At 62.4% G+C, this 12197-nt stretch carries 12 protein-coding genes; 3 read left to right on the forward strand and 9 right to left on the reverse strand.

The features are described 5' to 3' along the window. Window position 1: 1 nt before the first annotated feature. The 5 genes from FQK05_RS20865 to FQK05_RS20885 all read right to left on the reverse strand — a co-directional run bounded on the left by FQK05_RS20865 (window position 2) and on the right by FQK05_RS20885 (window position 4948). On the reverse strand, window positions 2-1102 hold the full coding sequence (locus tag FQK05_RS20865) for a P1 family peptidase (RefSeq protein WP_158970532.1): 1101 nt from the start codon (window positions 1100-1102) through the stop codon (window positions 2-4). Further along, a complete protein-coding gene (locus tag FQK05_RS20870; RefSeq protein WP_158970534.1) occupies window positions 1099-1914 on the reverse strand; it encodes an ABC transporter permease in 816 nt (271 codons plus the stop codon). Before FQK05_RS20870 ends, FQK05_RS20865 begins: the two co-directional genes overlap by 4 nt. Beyond that, entirely contained in the window at window positions 1914-2795 is an 882-nt protein-coding gene (locus FQK05_RS20875) for an ABC transporter permease (RefSeq protein WP_158970536.1), read from the reverse strand. Before FQK05_RS20875 ends, FQK05_RS20870 begins: the two co-directional genes overlap by 1 nt. Continuing rightward, window positions 2792-3853: an ABC transporter ATP-binding protein gene (locus FQK05_RS20880; protein ID WP_158970538.1), complete on the reverse strand. Its 1062-nt coding sequence runs from the start codon at window positions 3851-3853 to the stop codon at window positions 2792-2794. The genes FQK05_RS20875 and FQK05_RS20880 overlap by 4 nt, the downstream gene beginning before the upstream one ends. 69 nt (window positions 3854-3922) lie before the next feature. Next, entirely contained in the window at window positions 3923-4948 is a 1026-nt protein-coding gene (locus tag FQK05_RS20885) for an ABC transporter substrate-binding protein (RefSeq protein ID WP_158970540.1), read from the reverse strand. A gap of 115 nt (window positions 4949-5063) precedes the next feature. On the opposite strand from FQK05_RS20885, the gene FQK05_RS20890 reads away from it, so the two are divergent. Beyond that, window positions 5064-5930: a MurR/RpiR family transcriptional regulator gene (locus tag FQK05_RS20890; RefSeq protein WP_158970542.1), complete on the forward strand. Its 867-nt coding sequence runs from the start codon at window positions 5064-5066 to the stop codon at window positions 5928-5930. A gap of 134 nt (window positions 5931-6064) precedes the next feature. On the opposite strand, the gene FQK05_RS20895 is transcribed toward FQK05_RS20890, so the two are convergent. Together FQK05_RS20895 and FQK05_RS20900 are read right to left on the reverse strand one after the other, a co-directional pair. Then, entirely contained in the window at window positions 6065-6595 is a 531-nt protein-coding gene (locus FQK05_RS20895) for a hypothetical protein (protein ID WP_158970544.1), read from the reverse strand. Between the two features lie 404 nt (window positions 6596-6999). Further along, window positions 7000-7458, reverse strand: coding sequence for an Lrp/AsnC family transcriptional regulator (locus FQK05_RS20900; RefSeq protein ID WP_233270610.1), 459 nt, complete (start codon window positions 7456-7458; stop codon window positions 7000-7002). Between the two features lie 129 nt (window positions 7459-7587). On the opposite strand from FQK05_RS20900, the gene hppD reads away from it, so the two are divergent. Together hppD and FQK05_RS20910 are read left to right on the forward strand one after the other, a co-directional pair. Beyond that, window positions 7588-8700, forward strand: coding sequence for a 4-hydroxyphenylpyruvate dioxygenase (gene hppD / locus FQK05_RS20905; RefSeq protein WP_158970548.1), 1113 nt, complete (start codon window positions 7588-7590; stop codon window positions 8698-8700). A gap of 52 nt (window positions 8701-8752) precedes the next feature. Further along, complete coding sequence (locus FQK05_RS20910) at window positions 8753-9109, forward strand: Rieske (2Fe-2S) protein (RefSeq protein ID WP_158970550.1); 357 nt, start codon at window positions 8753-8755, stop codon at window positions 9107-9109. A 34-nt stretch (window positions 9110-9143) separates the two neighbouring features. On the opposite strand, the gene FQK05_RS20915 is transcribed toward FQK05_RS20910, so the two are convergent. After that, window positions 9144-11069 carry a calcium-binding protein gene (locus tag FQK05_RS20915; protein ID WP_158970552.1) on the reverse strand — a complete coding sequence of 642 codons (1926 nt, stop codon included), beginning with the start codon at window positions 11067-11069 and terminating at the stop codon, window positions 9144-9146. Window positions 11070-11271: 202 nt separating this feature from the next. Then, complete coding sequence (locus FQK05_RS20920; protein WP_158970554.1) at window positions 11272-12186, reverse strand: LysR substrate-binding domain-containing protein; 915 nt, start codon at window positions 12184-12186, stop codon at window positions 11272-11274. Between the last annotated feature and the right edge of the window lie 11 nt (window positions 12187-12197).

A 12197-nucleotide genomic window follows, 5' to 3' on the forward strand; every position in this document is an offset into this window, starting at 1 on the left:
CCTAGCCGCGCAGGCAGGCGATCAGCCGGTCCGTGTCGATGGCCCGGCAGATGCCTTTCGCGGGCCGGGCAAGGGGGACGTCCTCGGCTGCGCAAAGGGCGTTCAGCACCGCCTCTTCCACCGCTTCGACCGCAGCCAGATAGACCGGATCCAGCCCTTCGTCGTTCAGCGTCGTCATCTGCCGCCACGGGCCGGATAGCTGTGGAAGCGGCATTTCGTTTGCGGTGGAAAAGGCCAGGAAGATGTCGCCGGAATTGTTGCCCCCGGGCGTGCCGCCCCGGCCGATCCCGATGGAGGCCCGGCGGGCCAGGCGTTCCAGCTGGCCGGGCGACATGGGCAGGTCGGTGGCCAGGATTACGATGATGGACCCGCGTTCGGTCACCATGTCGGCAATGCGGTCCTGGGTCATGGTCTTGCCCACCGGATGGCCCGTCACCGTCAGCCAGGGCCGCAGCCCGTGATTGGCCTGGACCAGCGCGCCCATGGTGAAGGTCTGCCCATCGATATCCAGCTGGCGCGAGGCCGTGCCGGTCCCGCCCTTGAATTCATAGCAGATCATCCCGGCGCCGCCGCCGGAATTGCCCTCGCGCACGGGGCCCGGTTTGGCCGCATCGATGGCCGCGCGGGCATGGGCTTCGGTCACGTGGAGCCCGTTGATATCGTTCAGGACGCCGTCATAGGTTTCGGCCACCACCGGCATGGCCCACAGGTGGTTGTCTTCCCAGGCCGCGCCGTAGGTTTCGATCATCCAGCGCACCGCCGCCGTGTGGCAGGGCCCGATGGCGTGCGAGTTCGAGATCATGATAGGCCCTGCCAGCCAGCCGCCATCGCGGACCCAGTGGGCGCCGGTCATCTCTCCGTTGCCGTTCAGGCTGAACTGGCCGGCCCAGACGGGTTTCGGCTCCGGATCGCGGCCGCGGGGCAGGATCGCCGTCACCCCGGTCTGGACCTGGATGCCGCGGGTCGCCAGCGAAGGATCGGCCGACGACAGAAGCTCGACCGCGCCGACCTCTACCCCGGGGACGTCGGTGATGGCGTTCAGGGGCCCGGGCGTGCCCGGCAGGGCCACATCCAGGTCACGGGCGCGGGGTTTGGTCGTCATTTCGTACGTCTCGATCTGAAGTAAAGTCCCACGCCCGCGATCACGACGGTGAACAGCAGCATCAGCGTGGCGATGGCGTTGATCTCGGGCTTGATGCCGCGGCGCAGCATTCCCCAGATGTGGATGGGCAGGGTGGTGTTGCCGGTGCCTGCAACGAAATAGGTAATCACCAGGTCGTCCATCGAGATGATGAAGGCCAGAAGCCAGCCCCCCAGGATCCCGGGCGCGATGCCGGGCAGCGTCACCTTGCGGAAGGTCTGCATCGGCGTGGCCCCCAGATCGGCCGAGGCTTCCTCGACACTCGTGTCGAAGGCCGCCAGCCGGGCCGAAACGGTCACGAAGACGTAAGAGATCAGGAAGGTCGACTGGCCGATGATGATCGTCAGAATCGACAGGTTCATGCCGATGGTGATGAAGAAGATCAGCAACGCGATCCCCAGCACGATGTCGGGCATGATCATCGGTACCATCATCAGCGTGCGATAGAACCCCGCCAGCCGGAAGCGGTAGCGTGCTACGGCCAGCGCCAGTGCGGTCCCGAAGACCGTCGCGAAGACCGAGGTCGAGAACGCCACCGTCAGGCTGGTCCGGATTGCTGCATACAGTTGGGCGGAACTGTCGACATAGGTTGTGCTGTCGGTGATCGACGTCGGCAGCCCGAAGATCTGGCGATACCAGTCGAAGGTGAAGCCGCTCCACACCATCATGTTCATGGTGTTGGCGTTGAAGGAATAGACCACGACCAGCAGGATCGGGGCGTAGATGAAGACGAAGAACAAGAGCCCGTAGAGGGAAAGAAGGCGGCGCAGCATCAGGCGCCCCCCCTGCGGGCCAGGCGCAGCTGGACCACCAGCAAGACCAGCACGGCCGTCATGACCATCATCGCCAGCGCCGATCCGAAGGGCCAGTTGCGGGCGGACAGGAATTGCTGTTCGATCAGGTTGCCGATCATCAGGACCTTGGCCCCGCCCAACACGGACGGTACTATGAAATTCCCAAGCGCCGGAATGAAGGTGATAATCGACCCGCCGATGATCCCGGGCAGCGTCGCCGGCAGTATCACCTTGCGAAAGGTCTGGATACGCGTCGCGCCCAGATCGGCCGAGGCTTCGAGCTGGGCCATGTCCAGCTTCTCGATCGAGCCATAGAGCGGCAGGAACATGAAGGGGATGAAGACATAGGTCATCCCCAGCACGACGGCGAAATCGGTATAGAGGAACTCGATGGGTTCCGAGGTCAGGCCGGTCCCCATCAGGCCCTGGTTCAGGAAACCGGTGGGGCGCAGGATCAGGACCCAGGCGAACAGGCGGACGATCAGGCTGACAAAGAAGGGCAGCGTCACAAGGAAGATCGCGAAGTCGCGGCGGCCGGGGGACATGCGGCTGATCCAGAAGGCAGCGGGATAGCTGACCAGCAGGCTGGTCACCACCGTCAGCGCGGCAAGACGCAGGGACCGCAGGAAGATCGACAGGAACACGGGATCGAACTTTTCGTACCGCGTGTCGGCCCAGCCCAGGATCCGGCCATAGTTCAGGTGGGAAAAGACCCAGTCCACCCCGCCATAGATGCCCGGCGTCAGGAAGCTGTAGACCAGCATGATCAGCAGTGGCCCGAAGAAGAACACCAGCAGGAACGCGGTCGGCGCACCCAGAAGGCCGATCAGCTGCAGGACCTTGCGTCGCGCCAGGTTCATCCTGCGACCTCGTCGATCAGGTGCAGGCCGATGGCAGGGGCGTGCAGCGTCAGGTCGGCGCCAATTTCCGGGCTTTGGCCGCCTGCGCGGATCACGGCGCGGATGCTGCCGTGGGCCGGGGTCTGCAGCGTGATCTGGTGGTCCTTGCCGGAATAATAGGTCTCGGCGATGCGTCCGGTGAAGGACAGGGCCGGGCCGTCGGGCAGGGCGAAGCCAAGCGCCTCGGGCCGCAGCAGCAGGGTGGCCCGGCCGGCGGGGTGCGGTGTGGCGAAGGTCTGGCCATCGGCCAACGTTGCGGTCGTGCCGCCCAGCGTCACCGGCAACAGGTTGCTTTCGCCCAGGAAGTCCGCGGTAAAGAGGTTCGCCGGGCGCTGGTACAGGACCGACGGCGCGTCGATCTGCTGGATCCTTCCATGGGCCAGGACGGCGATCCGGTCCGACATGGTCAGCGCCTCTTCCTGGTCGTGGGTGACGAAGACGAAGCCGATCCCCAGCTCTCGCTGTATCGCCTTCAGTTCCTGCTGCATCTTCTGGCGCAGGTTCTTGTCGAGTGCCGAGAGCGGTTCGTCCAGCAACAGAAGTTTCGGTTTGCCTGCCAGCGCCCGGGCCAGCGCGACGCGTTGCTGCTGCCCGCCCGACAGCTGGGACACCGATCGCTTGCCAAGGCCCGCCAGGCCCACAAGGTCCAGCATCTCGCCCACGCGGGTGCGGATCTCGCGCTTGTCCTTGCCCGCGATCTCCAGCGCATAGCCAACATTCCGCGCAACGCTCATGTGGTTGAACAGCGCGTAGCGCTGGAACACCGTGTTCACCGGCCGCCGGTGCGCGGGCATCTGGGTCACGGCGGATCCGTCGATGACGATGTCGCCGCTGTCCAGCGTCTCGAACCCGCTGATGCAGCGCAGAAGGGTGGTCTTGCCGCAACCGGACGGGCCCAGAAGCGTCACGAACTCTGCCGAGGCCAGCTTCACCGAGATACCGTCCAGGGCCGTCATCACCCCGCCTTCGGGGGTGCGAAAGGCCTTTCGGGCAGCGACGACTTCAAGATGTGCGGGCATGGAATTGGGTCCTGTAGCCGGGCCGGTCGCGGCCCGGGAAATGGCGGGGCCGGGGCCCCGCCGCGGCGCTTACTGGGCGGTCTTGATCCGCGTCCATTCGGAGTTGTAAAGTTGCAGGTCGCGGCCCAGATCCTCGAAGATCTGAAGTTTGTCCATCACCGCCTGGTCCGGGTAGATCGTGGCGTTATCCGCGATTTCGACCGGGATCAGCTTTTGCGCGGGGATATTGGGCGTGCCGTTCATCTGCTGTTCCACGTTCAGCGCGGCGATTTCCGGCTTCAGGTAGAACTCCATGAACTTCACGGCGTTTTCCTTGTTGGGCGCGGATGCCAGGACGCAGATGTCCTCCTGGTACATGGTCGCGCCTTCCTTGGGGATGACATAGCCGATGGTGTCCGGATTTTCCGACACGTAGAGGTTCGCACCTACGTACCAGTGCGCCGCGGCCACGTCGCCCGAGATCACCTGGGGCACGGAATCGTAGGTGAACGCCGCCACGCCATCGAGGTTCGAGATGATGTAATCCGCCGCCGCCTCGACCTCGGCCGGGTCGGTGCTGTTCACCGACTTGCCGTCCATGATCAGGCCGATGCCGATGGTTTCGCGCAGGTCGTCCAGCAGGGTGATCTTCTGGCCCGCCTTGCCCAGGGCAAAGAAGTCTTCCCAGCCTTCGATGTCGCCGGCCAGCGCCTTGTTGTAGACGATGCCCACATTGCCCCAGGCGTAGGGCAGGCAGTATGCGGCGTCCGGATCGGTCTTGGCGCGCACGAATTGCGGGTCGATGTTTTCGAACCCCGGCTTGGATCCGATATCGGTTTTCGCCAGAAGGCCCAACTGGTACAGGATGTCGTGCATGTGGACCGATGGAAAGACGATGTCGTATCCCGTTGCGCCGGCCTGGATCTTGGCCAGCATCTCTTCGTTGGAACCGTAGGAGTCGAGCGTCACCTCGATCCCGGTTTCCTCGGTGAATTTCTCCAGCACCGCCGGGTTGATGTAGTCGCCCCAGTTGTAGAGCGACAGAGTCCCCTCTGCCTGCGCTGTCAGCGGCAGCAGCAGAAGGGTCGTGGTCAGGGCAAGGCTTTTCCGTGTCATCGCTTGAATGTCTCCCGGTCAGGTCTGTTGGGCGCGGTTTTTCCTTGAGCGGCAGAAATGATTGCGTAATGTCATTTCCGTCAAATGATATTTTTCTGTCATACGGAAGTTCATCATGTCCCACGGGTTCGCATCCTATGCCGAGGCGCCGATTGACGATCTGGTGATCAAGATGGAGGCAGGGCTGCCAAATCTGCCCAGGCAAGAGGCGAAGGTTGCACAGTATTTCCTGCTGAATCTCGCCTCGATCTCTTTCGAGACGGGAAAATCCATCGCGCAGAAGGCCGGAGTCGCGGAAATTACCGTCGGCCGGATGCTGCGCCGCTTCGGCTGCGCAGGCATGAAGGAGTTCAAGGCGATGCTGCGGCAGCGCTATTCCGTCAGCGGCCACACGCTGGCGGATGACAGCGCCGAGGCGCCTGCGGACTGGCAGGACCAGATGGCGGCCGAACTGCGCGCGGTCCGCACCGTCTATGCCAAGATCGGGACGCCGGCGTTTCAGGCGGCGGAACGATACCTGCGCGAAGCGGATCAGGTCTATGTCACCGGGTTTCAGACCGTGCGTGGTCTGGCCGAGGACACCGCCCGCCGTCTGGCCCTGGCCCGCCCCCGGGTGCGGTTCCTGTCAGGGCACGACAGCATGTTGTCGGAATGGCTGGACCCGCCGGCGCCGGGGGCCAGTTGCCTGCTGATCATCGACGTGATCCCCTATGCATCCGAATGCGAGGCACTGGCCCGGCTGGCCCGCGAACAGGGGCGGTCGGTGATCGTGGTGACGGACGAATACTGCCACTGGGCCCATGACGTGACCGACGCGGTGATCAACACGCCGTCCAAGACGGGCCTGTTCCTGGAATCGATCCTGGGCCTGAACGCGGCGGCCAGCCTTCTGGTCCATTCCGCGTCGACGGTGCCGGGCCGGGACATGGACGAGCGGATGCGGGAGTGGAAGCGAATGGCGCAGCGGATACGGATATTTTGAAGGGGTGGGTTTGTGGCAGTGCACGCTCGGTCAAGTATCGGTTTGATCGTTTGGGTGAGACCACTGCTACAGAAAACAGTAGCCTGAACATCAAATCTTTAGGGGCGAGAAGTTTCACGTCCCAAGCGTCGTGTTCAGGGTACAATTTGATTGGCCAAAACAGAATAACGCTCTGCATATGCTTGAAAGTGATTTAGTTGCAGCTGCACAACATTCTGACCGAAGTGTCTGAAAACCGGCGAAAGCAGCAAATCTCCCGAAGAATAGCCTTGGGAAAGTTGGTTATTCGCCGGTTGCAGAAAGAAAATTGCAGTAGATTTGAAGTCAGACTTGCACTTCGAAGATTCGTGCGCGACACGATTGCGAATTTTGCTGGCGTGCTTAAGCAAGTCTGCGGAGTTCTGAAGGCCGCCGAATGAATGCCGTTTGAAGAAAAAGTCCGCTCTGCTCCGAACCCAAGCCGGATCAGATACCTTTAAGTAGGAGTTAGCCGACTGATAGCTAGGATCCAGCGACAGCACCTTGTAGGCGTGTTCAATGCTGTCAGCTTGACCGTGCTTTAGCGCTGGCTGGTAACCAGAATCTGTTGTGGCACCAGCCAAATATCTCACCAAACTTCGTTCAAGGAACTCTTCCCAAGAGGCGACAAGGCCCATAAATGCCAAGCCCACTATTTTCCGGGTGTATTTTGGGTGGAGGCTAGGCGGGTTCGTCACTCTCACAGACGATGGCAAATTCAGCACTGCCTGCACTAGCAGTGTGGAACTTGCCACTGAAGCGAGAAATGCTTGTTTTACGTGATCGACCTTCGGCGGGCGTCCCAAAATAGTACGAACCTCTTAATCTTCGCCATCTGAATGCTGGCAGAAAATTGACAGAAAGCAAGCGCAGACGAAGTCTGTCTGCTCTTCGGATCTATACGGTGGACGTTCTCGCAATGCGAAGCAGTTGGAGGCGATGGATTCGGTCAGCTGCTCATCTTGGAGGATGAGTTACAGCGCCCACCACCCAAGGTTTTCTGCTGACTTGACAGCTGGAGGCAAAGATGAATCTGCTAAATACGCCCCCCTCAAACCGCTCCGCCATGCGGGTCCTTCATCGTCCTCAGCACGATCTCGGACCGCACCTGTGACACCTGCGGATGGGGCAGCAGGTGGTTGTGGATAAAGTCGGCAAAGGCCTCCAGGTCGGCGACGCGGACGTCCAGCACGTAATCCGCATCGCCCGAGACGGAGAAGGCCACCGAAATCTCGGGCCTTTCCTTGATGAACTGGGCGAACTGGTCGTCGCGCTCCTGCCCGTGGTGGCGGAGGTTGACGCGCGTCACGGCGCGCATCCCTAAGCCCATCTTCTGCGGGTTCAGACGCACGGTATAGCCTTCGATGACGCCCGCATCCTGCAGCGCCTGGCGGCGGCGCGACACCTGACTGGCGGACAGGTTCACCCGCTCTGACAGGGCGGCGTTGGTCATCGCGCCGTCGGCCTGAAGTGCCGTCAGGATGGCGATATCGAATTGATCCATGCGCATTCCGTGCATCCTATCCGTCATTGGCGCATGTGTCATGCATATTAGCGGGTTGGCACCTTGCATAACACGCGGACTTTGCATGGGGAATCCGGCACTCTGTTGCAAACGCGCAGAGAGAGGAACGCAAGCATGGGTCCCTTCCCCCATAACGCCCCCAAGGCTGTCATCAGCGACGAGAACCCCGCCGGCACCGACGGCTTTGAATTCGTCGAATTCGCGCATCCCGATCCCGCGCATCTGGACATGATCTTTCGCCAGATGGGGTTCGCACCCGTTGCGAAGCACAAGGCGAAGGACATCACGCTCTATCGTCAGGGCGACATCAACTACCTGCTGAACGCCGAAAGCCAAAGCCACGCGTCGGAATTCGTGGCGGCGCACGGGCCCTGTGCCCCGGCCATGGCGTGGCGGGTGGTCGATGCGCAGGCCGCGCTGAAGCGCGCGCTGGATCTGGGCGCCACCGAATACACCGGCCCCGGCAAGTCGCTGGACGTGCCGGCGGTGATCGGCATCGGGGGCTCGCTTCTGTATTTCGTCGATACCTACGGCGCCGACGACAGCTGCTATTCGGCCGAATTCGACTGGCTGGGCGATGTCGATCCGCGGCCCGAAGGCTTTGGTTTCTACTACCTGGATCACCTGACCCACAACGTGATCCGCGGGAACATGGACACCTGGTACAAGTTCTATAGCGAGACGTTCAATTTCCGCGAAATCAAGTACTTCGACATCAAGGGCAAGCAGACCGGCCTGGTGTCGCGGGCGCTGACCTCGCCCGATGGCAAGATCCGGATCCCGATCAACGAAAGCACGGACGAGCACAGCCAGATCGAGGAATATCTGCGCGAATACAAGGGCGAGGGCATCCAGCACATCGCGGTGGCGTCGGAAAACATCTATGACAGCACAGACCTGATCGCGGATGCGGGCATGGAGTTCATGCCGGCGCCCCCGTCGACCTATTACGAGATGTCGCACAAGCGCGTCCCGGGCCATACGGAACCGCTGGACCGTATGGAGGGCCGCGGCATCCTGATCGATGGCGAAGGCGTGGTGAACGGGGGGATGACCCGGATCCTGCTGCAGATCTTCTCGAAAACCGTGATCGGGCCGATCTTCTTCGAATTCATCCAGCGCAAGGGCGACGACGGCTTCGGCGAAGGCAACTTCCGCGCGCTGTTCGAGTCGATCGAGGAAGACCAGATCCGCCGCGGCGTCCTGAAGGCCGAACCGGCAGAGTGACACTGCGCCCGGGGGCTGGTCTACTGGCCCCCGGGATATGCAGGGAAGAAAGATGGCCTGGACCGATTACCGATCCACCCCGCCCGCGGGGACATTCGTGTGCGACAGCGGGGCGGTGACCTCTGCGGTCGTCGCTGTTGACGTGGACAGCGAAAAGGGATCCTTCCCGCTGATCCTGGTGCGTCGCCCGGTGGGCCTGCGCGCCTATGTCAATGCCTGCCCGCATCAATACCTGCCGCTGAACTATCGCGGCGACCAGTTGCTGTCGGCCTGCGGGACCAAGCTTCTGTGCACGGCGCATGGCGCCAGTTTTGACGCGGACACGGGCGCGGTGCTGGCAGGCGCCCCATGCGAGTTGGACGCCGTGCCGGTGGTCGAGGACGCGGGGCAGATCCGCATCGGGTCCTAGGTCCGGACGAAGAGGCCCGGACCCGGAAGCAGGCCTAGAAGAACAGGCCTGCGTCGATCCCGGTGAAGGTGACCATATCGTCGCTTCCGAACTGAATGACCAGATCGCCATCGGCATCGCTGGAGAGACTCATGCCGTCCGGCAGGGAGATCGGGCCTGTCAGGTCGATCGCCTCTCCCAGGATGGACAGGCTGTCGACGGAGGCGTCGAAGTCGCCGATCACCAGGTCCGAGGCGGTTCCCCACACGTTGTCCGGGTTGATGACAAAGGTATCGGCGCCGCTTCCGCCAAGGAACGTGCCCTCGTGCGCCATGATGGTCAGGACGTCGTCGCCGCCATTAGCGTCCAGCACCTGAACGCCGGTGCCGTGGCCGATGGTGATCACGTCGTCGAACTTGTGGGCCGCGATCTGCTCGACCGAGATATAGGTGTTCATCGCCGCGGTCTTGCGGGCGTCGCCCACCGCGTAGACGTCGATCACGTGTCCGTCGCCGGCCTTGAAGGTGACGGTGTCGTAGCCGTCGCCGCCGTCGACGTAATCGGTGCCCAGGGTCAGGCGGACCACATCGTCGCCCTTTCCGCCGAAGAACTGGTCGTTGCCGTCATGCAGCCAGACAGTGTCGTCATGGGAACTGCCATAGACGATATCGTCCATGTTCGACGCCTGGATCGATTGCATGTTGAACCAGTGGTCGCCTTCGGCCACGCCGCCATGGCCGACATTGTTTTCCAGGTCCAGGATGACGCCCGCGACCGCGGCCTTGTACCAGACATGGTTGACGCCTGTACCACCAACATAGACATCCGATCCCTGGTCCAGCCCGGCATTGAAGATGCTCTTGAAGGAATTGCCGTAGATCAGGTCGTTGGCCGGGGTGCCATAGAAGTTCTCGGTGCCGCTGCCGCTGCCCCGCAGGATGTTGTAGACGGGGAATTCGTCCTGGATATCGGCCAACAGCATGTCCTGGAACAGGATGCTGTTTTCGCCGCCGCCATAGGTGACCAGCACATCCGCCCCGATCTGGTTGAAGTCCCAGTCGGGCAGCGTGACATTGCTGAGATCGAGGATGTCCAGGTTGACGTTGAAATCGGTGATCACGACGTCGCCCGGCTTTGACGACAGCACGAAGGTGTCCTTGCCGTCGCCCCCGGTCATAATGTCGTCGCCGCCGCCGCTGATCAGCGTGTCGTGCCACGAGCCGCCGATGATGTTTTCGTTCAGGTAGGTGCCGTTCACCTGATGCGACGAGGAAACCCGGTCGACGCCCGACATCAGTGTATAGCGGGGCAGGGTGTCGGGATCGAATTCGATCGTCTCCAGCGTGTCGGCCAGGTCGGTATAGGTGCCCGTGTCCCAGGCAGTGCCGCTGCCATAGGCGGTCACCACGCCGACGGTGTAGTCTTCGGTCTGGCCATCGCCGTCGGTATCGATCTGGACGAAGATGCCCGACCCGCTCATCCCGCCGACAACCTGGTTCGAAAAGAAGTAGGTTTCGTCGGTCGCGCCCGTGATCGTGCCGGTGGAATAGTGGACGATGCCGTCCCGCGTCGTGCCGGGCGTCGCCATGCGGGTGATGATGGACCGTTCGCCGATCAGGTCGTCGGTGTCCGACATCACAAGGATCGGAATCGCCGGGATCTCGTCATTCGGTTCGTCGGCAACGTAGAGCGCGATATCCTCGCCCCCGCCGGAAACCCCGGGATTGTCCAGGTGGCCTTCCTGAGTGAAATGGTAGTGCGCGGTCCGTGTGACCTGCTGTTCGCCATCCAGTCCCAGACCGAAGGTCAGCAGCTTCTGCTTGTTGGTGTAGGTGCCGTTTCGGCCGTGATTGTGCCCGATGAACAATCCGCCACCGATATGGGTGACTGTGCCCTGGCGTTCCGGTCCGCCGGTGGCCAGGAAGATGGCTTCGTCGGTGTCGACCGGTGCGGCGGTCACGCTGAGGGAATCGGCAATCATGGCGATCTCAATTTTTGGTTGACTCGAGTCTCGTTAATACTCGTTAAAACCAGTACAATTTGGAACAAGAATCAGTAACAGTTTACCTCGGGGCAGGTAAGGGCATTCGCCCCCGTGCGGGACTGTTTTCTGCCTGATTGGCGGGCATCCCGGGCGCCGTGTGTCAACGCTGCCGGGTTACGACAGCGCAGTGCCTGCGTGTTCAGAAAAACAACTGCCGGGTCCGGTCCGCCTGGGTCATGATCCAGTCGGCCACGGCGAGCGCTTCGGGGCTCTCGTCGCGCAGAACCAGCCAGAAGCTATCGGGCGCCCGCATTTCCCGGTCGTCCAGGCGGACGACGTCGTTGTTTTCTTCCATCCCGCCGGACAGGCCGCTCCATGCCAGGGCAACACCCTGCCCGAATCGGGCCGCCTGCGCGGCGTCGACCGGCTGCGTAAAGTGCAGCAAGGCCGCCGGCCGGATCGGCGGAAGTCCGACCGCTGCCAGCCATTCCGGCCAGTCGATGAAAGTGTCCGTGGGTTTGCCATAGTCAATGATCAGCCCCTCGCGCACCACCTGTTCGACCGTCAGCCCGGGGTGGCGGGCCAGGAAAGACGGGGCGGCGACCGGATAGATGCGCGCGTCGAACAGGTGAATCACCCGTCCGTCCGTCCAGTTGCCGTTGCCATAGCGGATCGCCATCGAGATATCGGTCCGGTCCAGCCGCAAGAGTTCGTCCTGCGAGATGATGCGCACCGTGATTTCTGGGTGCGCGGTCGTGAAGGCCGGCAGCCGGGGCATGACCCAAAGTTGGGTAATGGTCATTGTCGCATGGATCGAGACCTCTCGCGCGGCCCCCTGACGGCGGAGGGCCTGCAGCGCCTCCGCCAGTGCGCCGAAGCTTTGGCCGGCCACTTCGGCCAGGGCCGTGCCGTCGGAATTCAGTCGAACGCCGCGGTGCAAGCGTTCGAACAGGGGGCGGCCGACCGCAGCTTCCAGCGCCGAGATCTGCTTGCTGACGGCTGCCTGGCTCACCCCGAGTTCGTCCGCGGCGTCGGTGAAACTGCCGTGGCGGGCCGCTGCCTCGAACGTCAGCAGCGCGGTCAGGGATCCCAGGTTGCGGCGCAGCGTCGACATAACTTTTTATT

The sequence above is a fragment of the Chachezhania sediminis genome, assembly GCF_009765275.1.
GTDB classification, from domain to species: domain Bacteria; phylum Pseudomonadota; class Alphaproteobacteria; order Rhodobacterales; family Rhodobacteraceae; genus Chachezhania; species Chachezhania sediminis.